At 62.4% G+C, this 16,274-nt stretch carries 17 protein-coding genes and 1 other RNA gene; 14 read left to right on the forward strand and 4 right to left on the reverse strand.

Annotation, left to right across the window (positions count from 1 at the left end; genetic code table 11):
* Positions 1 to 53: 53 nt before the first annotated feature.
* The 5 genes from petA (at position 54) to PSTAB_RS04870 (ending at position 3,760) form a co-directional block, all read left to right on the forward strand.
* Entirely contained in the window at positions 54 to 647 is a 594-nt protein-coding gene (petA, locus tag PSTAB_RS04850) for a ubiquinol-cytochrome c reductase iron-sulfur subunit (RefSeq protein ID WP_013981949.1), read from the forward strand.
* Positions 647 to 1,858 (forward strand): cytochrome b, encoded by a 1,212-nt coding sequence (locus PSTAB_RS04855; protein ID WP_013981950.1) that lies wholly within the window; start codon positions 647 to 649, stop codon positions 1,856 to 1,858. The genes petA and PSTAB_RS04855 overlap by 1 nt, the downstream gene beginning before the upstream one ends.
* Positions 1,858 to 2,637 (forward strand): cytochrome c1, encoded by a 780-nt coding sequence (locus tag PSTAB_RS04860; protein ID WP_013981951.1) that lies wholly within the window; start codon positions 1,858 to 1,860, stop codon positions 2,635 to 2,637. The genes PSTAB_RS04855 and PSTAB_RS04860 overlap by 1 nt, the downstream gene beginning before the upstream one ends.
* Positions 2,638 to 2,722: 85 nt before the next feature.
* Positions 2,723 to 3,340 carry a glutathione S-transferase N-terminal domain-containing protein gene (locus PSTAB_RS04865; protein WP_013981952.1) on the forward strand — a complete coding sequence of 206 codons (618 nt, stop codon included), beginning with the start codon at positions 2,723 to 2,725 and terminating at the stop codon, positions 3,338 to 3,340.
* 12 nt (positions 3,341 to 3,352) lie between these two features.
* A complete protein-coding gene (locus PSTAB_RS04870) occupies positions 3,353 to 3,760 on the forward strand; it encodes a ClpXP protease specificity-enhancing factor (RefSeq protein WP_011912254.1) in 408 nt (135 codons plus the stop codon).
* 38 nt (positions 3,761 to 3,798) lie between these two features.
* On the opposite strand, the gene PSTAB_RS04875 is transcribed toward PSTAB_RS04870, so the two are convergent.
* From PSTAB_RS04875 to PSTAB_RS04890, 4 genes are all read right to left on the reverse strand, one after another.
* Positions 3,799 to 4,377: a BON domain-containing protein gene (locus PSTAB_RS04875; protein ID WP_013981953.1), complete on the reverse strand. Its 579-nt coding sequence runs from the start codon at positions 4,375 to 4,377 to the stop codon at positions 3,799 to 3,801.
* Entirely contained in the window at positions 4,374 to 4,967 is a 594-nt protein-coding gene (locus PSTAB_RS04880) for a phosphoheptose isomerase (RefSeq protein WP_013981954.1), read from the reverse strand. The genes PSTAB_RS04875 and PSTAB_RS04880 overlap by 4 nt, the downstream gene beginning before the upstream one ends.
* A 112-nt stretch (positions 4,968 to 5,079) precedes the next feature.
* Positions 5,080 to 5,442 carry a YraN family protein gene (locus tag PSTAB_RS04885; protein WP_011912257.1) on the reverse strand — a complete coding sequence of 121 codons (363 nt, stop codon included), beginning with the start codon at positions 5,440 to 5,442 and terminating at the stop codon, positions 5,080 to 5,082.
* The gene (locus PSTAB_RS04890) at positions 5,442 to 7,244 is read right to left on the reverse strand and encodes a penicillin-binding protein activator (RefSeq protein ID WP_011912258.1); all 1,803 of its coding nucleotides are present in this window, start codon (positions 7,242 to 7,244) and stop codon (positions 5,442 to 5,444) included. The genes PSTAB_RS04885 and PSTAB_RS04890 overlap by 1 nt, the downstream gene beginning before the upstream one ends.
* Positions 7,245 to 7,365: 121 nt before the next feature.
* Here PSTAB_RS04890 and rsmI point away from each other — a divergent pair, with 121 nt between their 5' ends.
* The 9 genes from rsmI (at position 7,366) to mraY (ending at position 16,271) form a co-directional block, all read left to right on the forward strand.
* Positions 7,366 to 8,229, forward strand: coding sequence for a 16S rRNA (cytidine(1402)-2'-O)-methyltransferase (rsmI, locus tag PSTAB_RS04895; RefSeq protein ID WP_013981955.1), 864 nt, complete (start codon positions 7,366 to 7,368; stop codon positions 8,227 to 8,229).
* Positions 8,230 to 8,291: 62 nt separating this feature from the next.
* Positions 8,292 to 8,651, forward strand: an RNA gene (rnpB, locus tag PSTAB_RS20945) — RNase P RNA component class A.
* A 292-nt stretch (positions 8,652 to 8,943) separates the two neighbouring features.
* Positions 8,944 to 9,399, forward strand: coding sequence for a division/cell wall cluster transcriptional repressor MraZ (gene mraZ, locus PSTAB_RS04900; RefSeq protein ID WP_003281171.1), 456 nt, complete (start codon positions 8,944 to 8,946; stop codon positions 9,397 to 9,399).
* Positions 9,396 to 10,343: a 16S rRNA (cytosine(1402)-N(4))-methyltransferase RsmH gene (gene rsmH / locus PSTAB_RS04905; RefSeq protein WP_013981956.1), complete on the forward strand. Its 948-nt coding sequence runs from the start codon at positions 9,396 to 9,398 to the stop codon at positions 10,341 to 10,343. Before mraZ ends, rsmH begins: the two co-directional genes overlap by 4 nt.
* On the forward strand, positions 10,340 to 10,630 hold the full coding sequence (gene ftsL, locus PSTAB_RS04910) for a cell division protein FtsL (RefSeq protein ID WP_013981957.1): 291 nt from the start codon (positions 10,340 to 10,342) through the stop codon (positions 10,628 to 10,630). The genes rsmH and ftsL overlap by 4 nt, the downstream gene beginning before the upstream one ends.
* Complete coding sequence (locus tag PSTAB_RS04915; RefSeq protein WP_011912263.1) at positions 10,630 to 12,357, forward strand: peptidoglycan D,D-transpeptidase FtsI family protein; 1,728 nt, start codon at positions 10,630 to 10,632, stop codon at positions 12,355 to 12,357. Before ftsL ends, PSTAB_RS04915 begins: the two co-directional genes overlap by 1 nt.
* Positions 12,357 to 13,820 (forward strand): UDP-N-acetylmuramoyl-L-alanyl-D-glutamate--2,6-diaminopimelate ligase, encoded by a 1,464-nt coding sequence (locus PSTAB_RS04920; RefSeq protein ID WP_013981959.1) that lies wholly within the window; start codon positions 12,357 to 12,359, stop codon positions 13,818 to 13,820. The genes PSTAB_RS04915 and PSTAB_RS04920 overlap by 1 nt, the downstream gene beginning before the upstream one ends.
* Positions 13,813 to 15,189: a UDP-N-acetylmuramoyl-tripeptide--D-alanyl-D-alanine ligase gene (locus PSTAB_RS04925; protein WP_013981960.1), complete on the forward strand. Its 1,377-nt coding sequence runs from the start codon at positions 13,813 to 13,815 to the stop codon at positions 15,187 to 15,189. The genes PSTAB_RS04920 and PSTAB_RS04925 overlap by 8 nt, the downstream gene beginning before the upstream one ends.
* Positions 15,189 to 16,271 carry a phospho-N-acetylmuramoyl-pentapeptide-transferase gene (gene mraY, locus PSTAB_RS04930; RefSeq protein ID WP_011912266.1) on the forward strand — a complete coding sequence of 361 codons (1,083 nt, stop codon included), beginning with the start codon at positions 15,189 to 15,191 and terminating at the stop codon, positions 16,269 to 16,271. Before PSTAB_RS04925 ends, mraY begins: the two co-directional genes overlap by 1 nt.
* Positions 16,272 to 16,274: the final 3 nt, after the last annotated feature.

The raw sequence follows: 16,274 nt of genomic DNA on the forward strand, positions 1-16,274 counted from the left end.
TAGTACATGCCTGCTTCACGGCAGGCCATAAGAAGCTGATGGGAGACGACTGAATGAGCAATGACGGCGTGAATGCAGGCCGGCGTCGCTTCCTTGTGGCCGCCACTTCGGTGGTGGGCGCTGCAGGAGCGGTGGGTGCTGCGGTCCCGTTCGTGGGATCGTGGTTCCCAAGTGCCAAGGCCAAGGCTGCCGGTGCGCCGGTAAAGGTAAATATCAGCAAGATCGAGCCTGGACAGCAAATGGTTGCTGAATGGCGTGGTCAGCCGGTGTTTATTGTGCGTCGAACCGACGAGGTTCTCGGGAATCTTGAGAAGGTCGCTGCCCAGGTGGCCGATCCTGAGTCCAAGGAGTCCGACCAGCCTGCATATGTCGACCCGAAGAACCGGTCTATCAAGCCCGAGCTTCTTGTGGTCGTAGGGCTGTGCACTCATTTGGGTTGTTCGCCTTCGTTCCGTCCCGAGGTGGCTGCGGCCGATCTCGGCGCCGACTGGTTGGGTGGCTATTTCTGCCCTTGCCACGGCTCCAAATACGATATGGCCGGTCGCGTCTACAAGGCGCAGCCTGCTCCCTTGAACCTGCCGGTGCCCCCGCACTCGTACGAGACCGATAATGTCATCATCATCGGTGTGGACCAGGAGAACGCCTGATGAGCAAGTTCATGGAATGGGTTGACGCCCGCTTCCCCGCTACCAAGATGTGGGAAGATCACCTCTCGAAGTACTACGCCCCCAAGAACTTCAACGTCCTGTACTTCTTCGGTTCGTTGGCGCTGCTCGTGCTGGTCAATCAGATTCTTACCGGTATCTGGCTGACCATGAGCTTCGAGCCGTCGGCTGAAGGTGCGTTCGCCTCCGTCGAGTACATCATGCGTGATGTCGAGTACGGCTGGATCATCCGCTATCTGCACTCCACCGGCGCTTCGGCTTTCTTTGTGGTGGTGTATCTGCACATGTTCCGCGGTCTGCTCTACGGCTCCTACCAGAAGCCGCGTGAGCTGGTGTGGATCTTCGGTATGATGATCTACCTCGCGCTGATGGCCGAGGCCTTCATGGGCTACCTGCTGCCGTGGGGCCAGATGTCCTACTGGGGTGCGCAGGTGATCATTTCGCTGTTCGGTGCCATTCCGGTCATCGGCGACGATCTGACCCAGTGGATCCGTGGTGACTACCTGATCTCGGGCATCACCCTGAACCGCTTCTTCGCGCTGCATGTGATTGCGCTGCCGATCGTGATTCTCGGTCTGGTCGTCCTGCACATTCTGGCGCTGCACGAAGTGGGTTCGAACAACCCGCTGGGCGTGGATATCAAGAAGACCAAGGATGAAGCCGGTGTGCCGCTCGATGGCATTCCCTTCCATCCGTACTACACCGTGAAAGACATCGTCGGGGTTGTGGTGTTCCTCTTCGTCTTCTGCGCGGTTGTATTCTTCTTCCCGGAAATGGGCGGCTACTTCCTCGAGAAGCCGAACTTCGAAGTGGCGAACGCGTTCAAGACGCCTGAGCACATCGCACCTGTCTGGTACTTCACTCCGTTCTACGCGATTTTGCGTGCGGTACCTGACAAGTTGCTCGGCGTGATCGCCATGGGGGCCGCTATCGCAGTGTTGTTCGTTCTGCCGTGGCTGGATCGCAGCCCCGTCAAGTCCATGAAATACAAGGGCTGGATGAGCAAGATCGCGCTGCTGGCGTTCTGCATCTCCTTCATCATTCTCGGTGTACTGGGCGTACTGTCGCCGACGCCTGAGCGTACTCTGGTGTCGCGGATCTGTACTGCTATCTACTTCGGATACTTCATCCTGATGCCGTTCTACACCAAGCTCGAGAAGACCAAAGTGGTTCCGGAAAGGGTGGATGGCTGATGAAAAAGCAATTTGCTGCATTGATTCTTGCAATTCTGCCGGCCTTCACTTTTGCGGCCGGCCCGGCGGTACATTTGGATAAGGTCGATATCGACCTGACCGACAAGGCGGCCATGCAGGATGGTCTGAAGACCTTCGCCAACTATTGCATGGGTTGCCATGGTGCGCAGTATCAGCGCTATGAGCGCGTCGCCACCGATCTGGGTATCCCGGAAGAGGTGATGATGGACAATATCGTCTTCACGGACGCCAAGTTTGGTGATCACATGAAGATCGGTATGAAGCCTGAAGACGCCAAAGTCTGGTTCGGCGCCGCTCCGCCGGATCTCACCCTGGTTGCTCGTGTTCGTGGCAACGACTGGCTGTATACCTACATGCGCAGCTTCTATGAAGATCCGGCGCGTCCGTACGGCGTCAACAACAGCGTGTTCCCCAATGTTGGTATGCCGCATGTTCTGGCTCCGCTCCAGGGTCGCCGGGTTGTCGGATGTAAGCAGGTCCAAGTGGTCGAGAATGGCCGCAAGCAGTTCGATCCGCTGACCGGCACACCGATCACTCAGGAAGCCTGTGACCAGATGGTTGTCGAGCCTGGTACTGGGTCGCTCTCCGAGGCTGAGTACGACGAGAAGATCAAGAATCTGGTGACCTTCCTGGCGTACTCGGCCAATCCGGTCAAGCTGGAAAGCCAGCGCATCGGTACCTACGTGCTGCTGTTCCTGGCTGTGTTCTTCGTGTTCGCCTACCTGCTCAAGCGCGAGTACTGGAAAGACGTTCACTAAGCACTTCGCGGTAATCGTTGTACCTTGCGCGCGCCCAATGGGCGCGCGTGTTTTTTCTGCCTCGAGATATAGTGAGGAAGGCCCTATGGCTGCGACCAACCGGTTGGGCTGCTATTCCGATCCTGCCGATCATTACTGTCATCGCGTTCGCCTTGTTCTCGCCGAGAAAGGGGTTAGCGTGGACATCGTTGATGTCGAAGCGGGCCAGTGTCCGGTCAAGTTGGCCGAGGTGAATCCATACGCCAGCGTGCCCACACTGGTGGATCGAGATCTGGCGCTATACGAGCCCGGCGTGATTCTCGAGTATCTGGAGGAGCGCTATCCGCATCCACCGTTGCTGCCGGTCTATCCGGTGGCGCGCGCCAATACGCGTCTGTTGGTGCATCGTATCCAGCGTGATTGGTGTTCGCTGGCCGACCGCATTCTGGACCAGCGCGTCGCGGAGGCTCAGCGCGCTCAGGCACGCAAGGAGCTCCGTGAAAGCCTGATCGGTGTATCGCCGATATTCGCGGAAAAGCCTTACTTCATGAGTGACGAGATCAGCCTTGTCGACTGCTGTCTGTTGCCTATCCTCTGGCGTTTGCCCAGACTCGGTATCGAGTTGCCTCGAGCGGCCAAGCCGCTGCTCGATTACATGGAGCGCAATTTCGCTCGCGAGGCTTTCCAGGCCAGTCTTTCCGCCGTCGAGCGCAACATGCGCTAAGCGAGGTCATCAATGAATTCGAGTCGCCCGTATCTGGTACGAGCACTTTACGAGTGGATCGTCGACAACGATTGCACGCCGCACCTGCTGGTGAATGTCGATTATCCGGGGGTGCAGGTGCCGGCAGGCTACGCCAGCGATGGTCAGATCGTATTGAACGTCGCCCCCAGCGCCGTGCGGCATCTTCATATGGATAACGAGGCGATCAGTTTCGAGGGGCGCTTTGGTGGCGTAGCTCATTCATTGAACGTGCCGTCCGCCGCGGTCATGGCGATCTATGCCCGGGAAAACGGGCAAGGCATGGTGTTCGAGATCGAGCCGACTCCACCGGACGATGACGCGCCGAGCGATGCTGGTGGCGCTGCTGGAGGAGAGGGGCCGCGACCGGGCGGTCGCCCGAGTCTGAAGGTCGTAAAATGAGGTGATGCGGCGCCCGGTGACAGGGCGCCGCTGACCGATCAGTCGATATATTCGAACAGCTTGACGATCCGCTGTACCCCGGCGACGCCCTGGACAAGGTTAGTCGCGCGGCTGCCTTCCTGGCGTGTGACCAGGCCTAGCAGATAGACGATCCCGTTCTCAGTGATCACCTTGATTCGCGAGCCAGGCACGCTGTTGTCGGCGAGCATCTGCGTCTTGATCTTGGTGGTCAGCCAGGAGTCGTTGCTGCGCGCCAGTGCGGATGAGGGCTGCAGAATCTGTAGCTCATTGTGTACGCGCTTGACGCGTTGCACGCCGCTGGCTGCCTGTTCTGCCATCTGCTTGAGTTCTTCGCGAGGCGTCTGCCCGGCCAACAGCACGACGCCGTTGTAGCTGGCAACCACGATGTGGCTACGCTGGTCGAGGTCCGGATGGGCCTTGGCAATGTTGACCGCTGCCTTGGTCTCGATCAGCGAGTCGTCGATCTTGCTGCCGATGGTCCGTGTGCCCCGATTGTCGGCGATCGGGTCGTCGCGCGTGGCCGTCAACACCGAGCTGCAGCCGGTGACGGCCAGGCAAATTCCCAGGGCGATGGCAGGCAAGCGGAAACGGTTCATTCCTCACTCCCAAACAGTTGATTGTCGATCAGGTCGCAGAGGCAGTGGATCGCCAGGAGATGGACTTCCTGGATGCGTGCGGTCACTTTTGCCGGTACGCGGATTTCAACGTCTTCCGGCAGCAGCAGCGAGGCCATCCCGCCGCCATCGCGGCCGGTGAGGGCAACTACCAGCATTTCCCGGTCGTGGGCAGCCTGGATCGCCTGGATCACGTTGGCGGAGTTACCGCTCGTGGAGATGGCGAGCAGCACGTCCCCGGGTTGTCCCAGCGCGCGGATCTGCTTTGAGAACACCTCGTTGTAGCTGTAATCGTTGGCAATCGAGGTGATGGTGGAGCTGTCGGTGGTCAGTGCGATGGCCGGAAGGCTTGGGCGCTCTCTCTCGAAGCGGTTCAGCAGTTCCGAGGAGAAGTGCTGGGCATCGCCGGCTGAACCGCCATTACCGCAGGTCAGGATCTTGCCTTCGCTGAGCAGTGCATTAACCATCGCTTGGCCGGCTTGCTCGATGCTGGGGGCTAGCACTTCCATGGCCTGCTGCTTGGTTTCGATGCTGGCCTGGAAGAGTTGGCGGATTCGGGTTTGCATGTCCATTGGTGGTTGACCTTCAAGGTGGCAGGCTCGCCCGAAAAAGCGGTCGGACGATGCACTTGCGGTTCGCTAGGGCCGGACGGCATCGCGCAGCGGTCGCCGCGCAGTGTTTCGTTCAGCTTTCAAATGCGTTGCGGATCCAGTTCAGGTCCTTTGCTTGGCCTGGCGCGGTGATGGCGACTACGTCGAAGCGGCAAGGGTGCTTGGCCCAGCGGCCATGTGCCTGCAGAAACAACTGGGCAGCCTTGATCAGCTTTTGCTGCTTGCGCACATCGACGCTTTCCAGGGCGCCGCCCCAGGCGGTATGCCGCCTGTAGCGGACTTCGACGAATACTACTGTATCGCCGTCGAGCATGACCAGATCGAGCTCGCCGCTGCGGCACGACCAGTTGCGTTCGAGTAGGCGCAGGCCGCTGTCGCTGAGATGCTGCAGGGCCAGTGCTTCGGCAGAGCGTCCGCTGCTCTGGCTTTCGCTCATTACTGCGGCTCGTCCAGCCGCTCTACGGCGCCATCGCGGAACTGTGCCCAGGGCAGCTGGCGCTCGATTCGCTGCTGTGGGTTCAGGCTGAGGGTACCGGAAAGCCCATCGAGGTGAGTGTCCGGAAGGGCCAGCAACTGATTGAGTCGGGGTGCCAGCAGGTAGGCGTCGGCACCCATGGCATAGAGCCGGCCGAGGCTTCCGCCCGCTTGCGGCCATTTCTGCTCGACTTCCTGTCGAAGGGGCAGCTGGTCGTTCAGCAGCCATGGCGTCTCGGCAAAGCGGATCCCTTCAAGGTCGAGGTACTGCGTGCGGTCATGATTGGCCGCGTGCAGGTGGGATGTGGCGTATACCGGCAGGTCACCCGCGTACTGGAAGATCAGGGTCGGCCTGACCTGCTGGGCCTGTTGTGGTGTGGCCGCCAGGAAGATGAAATCGACGTCCTGCCGACGTGTTGGCTGGCTGGCGGTGGATGCGTCTGTGATGCTGCTTACGCGTTGTCCGCGCTGCTCACTGTTGCGTAGCTGCAGCAGATCGGCGATCTGGTTGGCCAGCTGGACGGGTTCGGCCAGTGGCTCTGATGCGACCAGCGTTCCGCCTGCTTCCTGCCAGCTCTGGCGGAAGGCTTCCAGAATCCTTGCGCCCCATTCTCCGCGAGGCGCCAGCGCGATTGCGCGGCGATGGCCGTCCGCCCACGCGCGGCGAGCGACTTCGCGTGCTTCATCTTCCGCAGCCAGGCCGAACTGAAAGAGCTGAGGTGGTGTGCGCTGTCCGGCGTCGCTGTAGTTGAGCGCCAATGTGGTGATAGGTAGCTGATCGCGTTCCGCGAGCTGGCGCACCAGGTCCTTTTCGAGCGGGCCGACCACCAGCTGTACGCCAGCGGCCTGGGCTTGGCGATAGAAGTCGTCGATGGACTTCATCCGCGAGCTGTCATACAGCTCGATGCGCAGTTCGGCACCGGCCTGCTGTGCGTGCAGATGAGCAGCCAGGAAACCGTCGCGAAGGGCACGAGCAACGCTCGCCAGTTGGCCTTCCATAGGAAGAAGCAGCGCTACGTGATTCAGCGGTTGGTCGGCGAGTTCACGCAGCTTCTGCAGTGACTCCGGGAGCTGCTGCGCGGCGGGGTGCTGAGGGTTCTGCGCGATCCAGTCGTCGATAGCGCGTTGCTGCTGCGCGATGGTACCGGCGCGTTTGAGCGAAAGCGCTAAGGCTTGCCAGCCGGCCAGATCGGTATCGGCGGCGCCTTGCAGTTGCTGCTCGGGAAGGGCGGACAGGAGTTTCCAGATGGTTTCGTGGTTGGCCTGCGCCTGCTCGCCGCTCAGCAGTGGCGCAGTGAATACGCGCTCACGGGCGGCTGCTAAAGGCTTGTTGTTTGCCTCCAGTGCTTGGGCGCGAGCGAGCTGGCTGCGAATCTGCTGGCTGACGGGAAGCTCGCCCAGACGCTCGAATGACGGGTGCTGCAGCGCTTGTTCTGCCTTTTCGGGCTCCCCGTCGGCGAGTGCGATTTCGGCCTGCAGCGTCAGTGCGAAAATTTGCTGCGCAGGCTTCAGTGCGTCCAGTTGAACCTGCTGCAGAATGCTGCGGGCTTGCGCGCGGTTGCCCTGCTGAATGCTCTGGTCGGCAGCTGCCAGGCGCAGCTGGGTGGCCTGTTCGGCGTCGCTCTGCTCAGCCTGCTTCAACAGTTGCTGAGTGGATGCCTGCGGCGTCCGGGGCAGTTCGCCGAGCGTGGACGAGGGGGAGCTGGAGCAGGCTGCGAGCAGGGTGGCGACGCAGAGGAGAAGGAGGGGGCGTAAGCAAGCCATTGGTTAATCGTTCCTGAAAGCACTGCGAGTGTCGGCCGATTGTACCCAACCACCGAAGGGGCCGCGATGTTGCGGCGGTGAATCGGGCTACAATGCGCATTTCCTATTTGAGGTAAGCCCTGTGACTGCCAGCGGTGGTGCGAATTCCGGAGTGGGTACGCTTTATGTCGTCGCCACGCCGATCGGCAATCTGGAGGACATCAGCGCCAGGGCGCTGCGTGTACTTCGCGAGGTGGCGCTTATCGCCGCCGAGGACACTCGCCACTCCTCGCGGCTGCTGGCGCACTTCGGTATCCAGACGCCGCTGGCTGCTTGTCATGAGCATAACGAGCGCAACGAAGGGGGGCGGTTCATCGAGCGACTCCAGGCAGGGGATGACGTGGCGCTGATCTCCGATGCCGGCACGCCCTTGATCTCCGATCCTGGCTACCATCTGGTGCGTCAGGCCCGGGCGGCAGGAGTGGCTGTCGTCCCGGTGCCGGGGGCCTGCGCACTGATAGCCGCTCTCTCGGCGGCGGGTTTGCCGTCGGACCGTTTCATCTTCGAGGGGTTTCTTCCCGCTAAGGCGGCTGCGCGACGTACACGTCTCGAGGCGCTGAAGGAGGAGCCGCGTACGCTGATCTTCTATGAAGCCCCGCATCGCATACTTGAGTCGCTGGGAGATTTCGAGGATGTGTTCGGTGGTGAGCGCATGGCGGTGCTTGGGCGCGAGCTGACGAAGACCTTCGAAACCTTGAAGGGCTTGCCGTTGGGGGCTTTACGCGCTTGGGTCGAGGCGGACAGCAACCAGCAGCGAGGCGAATGTGTGCTGCTGGTGGAAGGGTGGGAGGCGCCGCAAGGCGAGAGCGCGGTGAGTGCCGAAGCGCTGCGGGTGCTCGATCTGTTATTGGCAGAAATGCCGCTCAAGCGCGCTGCTGCCGTCGCGGCTGACATCACTGGCGTGCGCAAGAATCTGCTGTATCAGGCGGCGCTAGAGCGCAAGTAGCAAGGCGCCCTGCCGGCGTTTCGCTTGCGGCATGGTGCGCGCGACGGTACTCTGGCGCCCGGAGAGTCGATCGGACAGTCGCTGTCTCTTTTTGTTCCGGCAAGAAGGGAGGGAGGAAAGTCCGGGCTCCATAGGGCAAAGTGCCAGGTAACGCCTGGGAGGCGTGAGCCTACGGAAAGTGCCACAGAAAATAACCGCCTAAGCGCTTCGGCGCCGGTAAGGGTGAAAAGGTGCGGTAAGAGCGCACCGCACGGCTGGCAACAGTCCGTGGCTAGGTAAACCCCACTTGGAGCAAGACCAAATAGGGATCCATTGGCGTGGCCCGCGCTGGATCCGGGTAGGTTGCTAGAGGCAGTCAGTGATGGCTGTCGTAGAGGAATGGCTGTCCTCGACAGAACCCGGCTTACAGATCGACTCTCCGTTTCTTCCTTCCGTAATGTCCGCTTTTAATTCCGAAAGATTCTTGCTCTTAACAAAGTACTTTAACTTTGTTGAGTAACTCCTTGTTGTCCTTAAAAAGCCATTCTCGGGCTGCCCGCTTTTCCCCATTTATCCCCACCTGACATCGCTAAATTGCCGCTCCGTAAGGCTTTTTCCCGCTGGGCTCGCCTTGACGGTGGGGCGGCTGCGTTTCTATAGTGCGCACAAGTGGTAGGAAGTGGCAGAAAGTGGGTAGATATGGGCACGGATAGCTAATTCAGGGGAAGCGCAAGCGTGTTTCGCGGAGCTAACGCCATCAGTCTCGACGCCAAAGGCCGGCTAGCCATGCCCAGCCGGTATCGTGACGAGCTGAATTCCCGTGGCGATGGCCAGCTGATCATCACGATCGATGCCGTGGACCGCTGCTTGTGCATATATCCGCTGCCCGAGTGGGAACTCATCGAGGCAAAACTTCGTGAGTTGCCTTCCCTGCGAGAAGAGGCCCGCCGCCTGCAGCGTCTGTTGATCGGCAACGCGGTCGACCTGGAAATGGATGGCAGCGGTCGAGTGGTCGTGCCGCCGCGTCTGCGTGAATACGCCCGGCTGGACAAGCGCGCGATGTTGGTGGGGCAACTCAACAAGTTTCAACTGTGGAACGAGGACGACTGGAACGCGATTTCTGACGCGGACCTGGCGGCCATCAAGCAACCCGGCGGTCTGCCGGAAGAACTACGTGACCTTATCCTGTGAGCCAGATCAGCAGCCTGCGACATATCACCGTGTTGCTCGACGAAGCCGTCGCGGCGCTGAACGTGCGCGCCGATGGTCGCTATCTGGACGGGACCTTCGGGCGGGGCGGCCATAGCCGGCTACTTCTGCAACAGCTCGGTCCTAATGGCCAGTTGCTAGGATTCGACAAGGACCCATTAGCTATCGCTACGGGACAAGCGCTGGCGGCCGAGGACGGCCGCTTTGTCGTTGTGCAGAGAAGTTTTGCCGAGCTCGGTGATGAAGTCGCGCAACGCGGCTGGACGGGGGGTGTGAGCGGCATTCTGCTTGATCTGGGCGTGTCGTCGCCTCAGCTGGACGACCCCATTCGCGGCTTCAGTTTTCTGAACGACGGCCCCCTGGACATGCGCATGGATCCGAGTCGTGGCGTGAGTGCGGCCGAATGGATTGCCTCGGCCGATGAGGACGAGATCGCACGGGTGTTCAAGGACTACGGTGAAGAGCGTTTCGCCAAACGTATGGCTCGTGCAGTGGTGCAGCGGCGCGCTGAGGCACCCTTCGAGCGAACCGCCGATCTGGCCAAGGTGCTGACCGACGCCAATCCAGCCTGGGAGAAAGGCAAGAACCCGGCAACACGGGCCTTCCAGGGGCTGCGCATTCATATCAACAACGAGCTGGGCGATCTGGAGTGTGGTCTCGACGCAGCGCTGGAAGCGCTGGAAGTGGGCGGTCGCCTGGTCGTCATCAGCTTCCATTCGCTGGAAGATCGCATCGTCAAACAGTTCATGCGTCGGCACGCCAAGGGCGAGGCAGACAAGCTGCCGCGTGACCTGCCAATCATCCCGAAGGCCTTCGAGCCGCGTCTGAAGCTGATCGGCAAGCCGCAATACGCATCCGAAGCGGAAGTGAAAGCCAATCCACGCTCGCGCAGCGCTGTCATGCGTGTCGCGGAGAAAGTGCGATGAGCCGCGTGCTGCGTGCCATGCCCAACGGCAGCCTGCTGATGCTGGTGCTGTTCGTCAGCGTTCTCCTGTCGGCGATCGCGGTTGCCTACTGCGCGCATTGGAACCGTCAGCTGTTGAACGAGCTGTATGGCGAACTCAGCGTGCGTGACAAGGCCCAGGCCGAATGGGGACGACTGATTCTCGAGCAAAGCACCTGGACGGCGCACAGCCGCATCGAGACGCTGGCTACCGAGCAGCTGCGCATGCACATTCCTGCGGCGGCAGACGTCCGATTGGTGAAGCCATGATGAGTCTTCAGGGCGCGCTTTATCCCTGGCGCTTTCGCATCGTTCTCGCGCTGCTGGCGTTGCTGGTGGGCGTGATCGCCTGGCGCATCGTCGATCTGCAGGTCATGGATCAGGGCTTCCTGAAAGGCCAGGGCGACGCGCGCAGCGTTCGCCATATTCCGATTCCCGCGCACCGGGGTCTGATCACCGATCGTAACGGCGAGCCGCTCGCCGTGAGCACGCCTGTGACCACTCTTTGGGGCAACCCCAAGGAACTACAGGCCGCGCGCGCCCGCTGGCCAGAACTCGCCAAGGCGCTCGGGCAGGACGCAGCGGTGCTGAGCGAACGGCTGCAATCGCAAGCCTCGCGCGAATTCATGTACCTGGTGCGCGGCCTGACGCCGGAGCAGGGCCAGGAAATTCTCGACCTGAAGATTCCCGGCGTTTACGCGCAGGAGGAGTTCCGTCGCTTCTATCCGGCAGGCGAAGTGGCAGCGCACGTAGTCGGCTTCACCGACATCGACGATCGCGGTCGTGAAGGCATGGAGCTGGCCTATGACGAGTGGCTGGCCGGTGTCCCGGGCAAGCGCCAGGTGCTCAAGGACCGCCGCGGGCGCCTGATCAAGGACGTCCAGGTCACCAAGAACGCCAAGCCCGGCAAGGCCATGGCGCTGTCGATCGACCTGCGCCTGCAGTACCTCGCCCACAGTGAGCTGCGCAACGTCGTGCATGAATACGGTGCCAAGGCGGCAAGCCTGGTGATGGTGGACGTCAAGACTGGCGAGATCCTCGCCATGGCCAACCAGCCGACCTACAACCCGAACAACCGCCGCAACCTGCAGCCGGCGGCGATGCGCAACCGCGCCATGATCGACGTCTTCGAGCCGGGCTCGACGGTCAAGCCGTTCAGCATCGCGGCGGCACTGGCGACCGGCAAGTACCAGCCGGATTCGGTGGTCAACACGCTGCCGGGCTGGATGCGAATCGGCCGCTACACCATCCGCGACGTGTCCCGCGGCGGCATGCTGTCGCTGACCGGAATCCTGATGAAGTCGAGCAACGTCGGCATCAGCAAGATCGCCCTGGATATAGGTGCCGAGCCGGTTTACGCGGTGATGCAGCAGGCCGGCTTCGGCCAGGACACCGGCCTGGGCTTCCCTGGCGAGCGCGTCGGCAACCTGCCCAACCATCGCAAGTGGCGGGATGCGGAAACCGCGTCCCTGGCCTACGGCTATGGCCTTTCCGTGACGGCGGTACAGCTGGCGCACGCCTATGCCGTGCTGGGCAACCAAGGCACCAACGTGCCGCTCTCCTTGTTGCGCCTGGATCGCGCGCAGGACGGCGTGCAAGTCATCGACAAGCAGATTTCCGGCACCGTGCTGCAGATGCTGCGGGCGGTGGTCGAGGAGGAAGGCGGCGGTGGCGCGCGGGCCAAGGTGCCGGGCTACCACGTCGGCGGCAAGAGCGGTACCGCGAAGAAGATCTCCGGTACCGGTGGCTATACCAAGGATGCTTACCGTTCGTTCTTCGCCGGCGTCGCGCCGCTTTCCAACCCGCGAATCGCCGCGGTGGTCGTCGTGGACGAGCCGAGCAAGGGTCAGTACTACGGTGGTCTGGTGGCCGCTCCGGTGTTCGGCAAGGTCATGGCGCGCGCACTGCGCCTGATGAATGTCGCGCCGGACAATCTGCCGCCGCCCGCCGAGCTGCAGACCGCGGAAGCGGCCAAAGGCAAGGGAGGGCGCAGCTGATGCCGATGCCATTGAATCACCTGCTGCCACACGCCGGCAGTGACGTCCTGATCCGCGAGCTGACGCTCGACAGCCGCAAGGTTCGTGGCGGCGACCTGTTCCTGGCGGTGCCGGGGCTGCAGCATGACGGGCGCGATCATGTACAGGACGCCATTGCCCGCGGCGCCGCTGCGGTCGCTTACGAATCCGAAGGGCTGGATCAGGCGCTGACCGGTGCCGCGGTGATGGTGCCGGTGCATCACCTGGCCGGTCAGCTCTCGGCCATAGCCGGGCGCTTCTACGGAGAGCCCAGCCGCAACCTGCGTCTGGTCGGTGTCACCGGAACCAACGGCAAGACCAGCGTCAGCCAGCTGATCGCCCAGGCCCTCGACCGTCTCGGCGAACCCTGCGGGATCATCGGCACCCTGGGCACCGGTTTCTACGGTCAGCTGGAAATGGGGCGGCATACCACGCCGGATGCGATCGGCGTTCAGGCGACCCTTGCTCAGCTGAAGCAGGAAGGCGCGCGCGCCGTGGCGATGGAGGTGTCGTCCCATGGCCTCGATCAGGGCCGCGTCGCCGCGCTGGAGTTCGACGTCGCTGTCTTTACCAACCTGTCGCGCGACCATCTCGATTACCACGGCACCATGGAAGCCTACGGCGCTGCCAAGGCTCGGCTGTTCGGCGTGCCTGGTCTGAGCTGTCGGGTGATCAATCTCGACGATGGCTTCGGCCGTGCGCTAGCCGGTGAGGAGCGCGAATCGCGGCTGATCAGCTACAGCCTGGAAGACGCCTCTGCCTACCTGTACTGCCCCGAGGCGCAGCTCGACGATGACGGCATTCATGCGCGGCTGATCACCCCGCAGGGTGAGCGCTCGCTGCGCAGCCCGCTGCTGGGCCGCTTCAACGTCAGCAACGTGCTCGCCGCCGTTGGCGCCTTGCTCGGTATGGACTACCCGCTGGACGAGATCCTCGCCGTGCTGCCGGAGCTTGAAGGCCCGGCCGGCCGCATGCAGCGTCTGGGCGGCGGCGACCGGCCACTGGTGGTGGTCGATTACGCCCATACCCCCGACGCTCTGGAAAAGGTGCTTACTGCACTACGTCCGCACGCACGTGGTCGCTTGCTCTGCCTGTTCGGCTGCGGTGGTGACCGTGACACCGGCAAGCGCCCACTCATGGCCGAGGTCGCCGAGCGGCTGGCCGATGGGGTTGTGGTTACCGATGACAACCCGCGCAACGAGGCGCCGGAACGCATTCTCGACGATGTCCGCAGCGGCTTCGTCAATCCGGAAGCGGTGACCTTTGTGCAGGGTCGCGCCCAGGCGATTGCCCGGCTCATCGCGGCCGCCAATGCCAGCGATGTGGTAGTGCTCGCTGGCAAGGGCCACGAGGACTATCAGGACATTCGCGGCGAGCGGCTGCCGTTCTCCGATATCGAGGAAGCCTGTACCGCACTGTCCACCTGGGAGAAGCCCGATGCTTGAAGCCATGCGACTGAGCGAGCTGCAGCTGCCGTTGTCCGGCCGTCTGGTGGGGGCCGATGCCAGCTTCTCTGCGGTCAGCACTGACAGCCGGGCGACCCAGCCGGGGCAGCTGTTCATTGCGCTGACCGGTCCGCGCTTCGATGGTCATGCCTATCTCGCCGAGGTGGCCGCCAAAGGCGCGGTGGCGGCTCTGGTCGCACGCGAAGTCGAGGGCGCGCCGCTGCCGCAGCTGGTTGTCGCCGATACTCGCCTGGCGCTGGGGCGTCTGGGGGCGCTCAACCGTGAGGCCTTCAAGGGGCCAGTCGCCGCCATCACCGGCTCGAGTGGCAAGACCAGCGTCAAGGAAATGCTCGCCAGCATTCTGCGCAGTGCTCACGGGCACGACGCCGTGCTGGCTACGCGCGGCAATCTGAACAACGACCTCGGTGCGCCACTGACGCTGCTGGAACTGAGCGCCGAACACCGCAGCGCGGTCATCGAGCTCGGCGCCTCGCGAGTGGGTGACATCGCTTACACCGTCAGCCTGGTGCGCCCGGATGTCAGCCTGATCACCAACGCCGGAACCGCCCATGTCGGCGAATTCGGCGGCCCGGAAAAGATCGTTCAGGCCAAGGGCGAGATTCTCGACGGCCTGAGCGCAACCGGCACCGCCGTGCTGAATCGTGACGACAAGGCCTACCCGATCTGGGCCGAGCGTGTGGCTGGCAAGCGCATCGTGTCGTTCGGTCTGGACAACCCGCTTGCCGATTTTTCCGCTGGTTCGATCGCCTACGACCAGCGCGGTTGCCCAAATTTCGTACTGACCGGCCCGCTGGGCAACCTGCGCGTGCAGCTCAACCTGCTGGGCCGCCACAATGTGGCCAATGCGCTGGCTGCCGCCGCGGCCGCCCACGCCTTGGGCATCACCGCCGAGGCTGTCGTGGCCGGATTGCAGGGCCTGCAACCCGTCAAGGGGCGTACCGTGGCGCAGATGCTCGCCAATGGTGTGCGTCTCATCGACGACAGCTACAACGCCAACCCCGCTTCGATCTGCGCCGCGATCGACGTGCTTGCCAGTTTCGCCGGGCGCACCATTCTCGTCCTGGGGGACATGGGTGAGCTGGGCGAGTGGGCCGAGCAGGGGCATCGCGATGTCGGTGCCTACGCGGCGGGCAAGGTCGACACCCTCTATGCCGTTGGGCCACTGATGGCCCATGCGGTCGCCGCTTTCGGGCAGGGTGCCCGGCATTTCGCCGATCAGGCCAGCCTGATCGAAAGCCTGCGTGCCGAGCAGGGCAGCGGCACCACCATTCTGATCAAGGGCTCGCGTAGCGCGGCGATGGACAAAGTCGTCGATGCGCTCGCTGGGCCATCCATGGAGAAACACTGATGCTGCTGCTGCTCGCCGAGTATCTGCAACAGTTCCACAAGGGCTTCGCGGTCTTCCAGTACCTGTCGCTGCGTGGAATCCTCGGCGTCCTCACCGCGCTGGTACTGTCGCTGTGGATGGGCCCGTGGCTGATCCGCACCCTCCAGTTGCGCCAGATCGGCCAGGCGGTGCGTACCGACGGACCGCAGTCGCATCTGTCGAAATCCGGCACGCCCACCATGGGTGGCGCGCTGATCCTCAGTGCCATCGGCATTTCCACGCTACTCTGGGCCGACCTGGCCAACCGCTACGTGTGGGTCGTGCTGGCGGTGACATTGCTGTTCGGCGCCATCGGGTGGGTCGATGACTACCGCAAGGTGATCGAGAAGAACTCGCGCGGGTTGCCAAGCCGCTGGAAGTATTTCTGGCAGTCGGTGTTCGGCCTCGGTGCGGCGATCTTCCTTTATATGACTGCGCAGACGCCGGTTGAAACGACGCTGATCCTGCCGCTGCTGAAGAACATCGAGATCCCGCTGGGCATCGGTTTCGTGATTCTCACCTATTTCGTCATCGTCGGTTCGAGCAATGCGGTCAACCTCACCGACGGCCTCGACGGCCTGGCGATCATGCCGACCGTGATGGTCGGCGGCGGTCTGGGCATCTTCTGTTACCTCTCCGGTAACGTGAATTTCGCCGAGTATCTGCTGATCCCCTACATCCCCGGTTCCGGAGAACTCATCGTCTTCTGCGGCGCGCTGATCGGTGCCGGCCTCGGCTTCCTCTGGTTCAACACCTATCCGGCGCAGGTCTTCATGGGCGACGTCGGCGCGCTGGCCTTGGGCGCAGCGCTGGGCACCATTGCCGTGATCGTCCGCCAGGAAGTGGTGCTGTTCATCATGGGCGGCGTGTTCGTGATGGAAACGCTGTCGGTGATGATCCAGGTCGCCAGCTTCAAGCTCACCGGCAAACGCGTTTTCCGCATGGCGCCGATCCATCACCATTTCGAACTCAAAGGCTGGCCCGAACCCCGGGTGATCGTGCGCTTCTGGATCATTACCGTGATCCTGGTGCTCGTCGGCCTTGCCACCCTGAAACTGAGGTAACCG

The organism is Stutzerimonas stutzeri, assembly GCF_000219605.1.
In the GTDB taxonomy this organism is placed as follows: Bacteria; Pseudomonadota; Gammaproteobacteria; order Pseudomonadales; family Pseudomonadaceae; genus Stutzerimonas; species Stutzerimonas stutzeri.

What these genes read in the sequence shown, in the direction of transcription:
- petA (WP_013981949.1), top strand. Translation starts at nt 54, where the DNA reads ATGAGCAATGACGGCGTGAATGCAGGCCGGCGTCGCTTCCTTGTGGCC.
- PSTAB_RS04855 (WP_013981950.1), top strand. Translation starts at nt 647, where the DNA reads ATGAGCAAGTTCATGGAATGGGTTGACGCCCGCTTCCCCGCTACCAAG.
- PSTAB_RS04860 (WP_013981951.1), top strand. Translation starts at nt 1,858, where the DNA reads ATGAAAAAGCAATTTGCTGCATTGATTCTTGCAATTCTGCCGGCCTTC.
- PSTAB_RS04865 (WP_013981952.1), top strand. Translation starts at nt 2,723, where the DNA reads ATGGCTGCGACCAACCGGTTGGGCTGCTATTCCGATCCTGCCGATCAT.
- PSTAB_RS04870 (WP_011912254.1), top strand. Translation starts at nt 3,353, where the DNA reads ATGAATTCGAGTCGCCCGTATCTGGTACGAGCACTTTACGAGTGGATC.
- PSTAB_RS04875 (WP_013981953.1), bottom strand. Translation starts at nt 4,377, where the DNA reads ATGAACCGTTTCCGCTTGCCTGCCATCGCCCTGGGAATTTGCCTGGCC.
- PSTAB_RS04880 (WP_013981954.1), bottom strand. Translation starts at nt 4,967, where the DNA reads ATGGACATGCAAACCCGAATCCGCCAACTCTTCCAGGCCAGCATCGAA.
- PSTAB_RS04885 (WP_011912257.1), bottom strand. Translation starts at nt 5,442, where the DNA reads ATGAGCGAAAGCCAGAGCAGCGGACGCTCTGCCGAAGCACTGGCCCTG.
- PSTAB_RS04890 (WP_011912258.1), bottom strand. Translation starts at nt 7,244, where the DNA reads ATGGCTTGCTTACGCCCCCTCCTTCTCCTCTGCGTCGCCACCCTGCTC.
- ftsL (WP_013981957.1), top strand. Translation starts at nt 10,340, where the DNA reads ATGAGCCGCGTGCTGCGTGCCATGCCCAACGGCAGCCTGCTGATGCTG.
- PSTAB_RS04915 (WP_011912263.1), top strand. Translation starts at nt 10,630, where the DNA reads ATGAGTCTTCAGGGCGCGCTTTATCCCTGGCGCTTTCGCATCGTTCTC.
- PSTAB_RS04920 (WP_013981959.1), top strand. Translation starts at nt 12,357, where the DNA reads ATGCCGATGCCATTGAATCACCTGCTGCCACACGCCGGCAGTGACGTC.
- PSTAB_RS04925 (WP_013981960.1), top strand. Translation starts at nt 13,813, where the DNA reads ATGCTTGAAGCCATGCGACTGAGCGAGCTGCAGCTGCCGTTGTCCGGC.
- mraY (WP_011912266.1), top strand. Translation starts at nt 15,189, where the DNA reads ATGCTGCTGCTGCTCGCCGAGTATCTGCAACAGTTCCACAAGGGCTTC.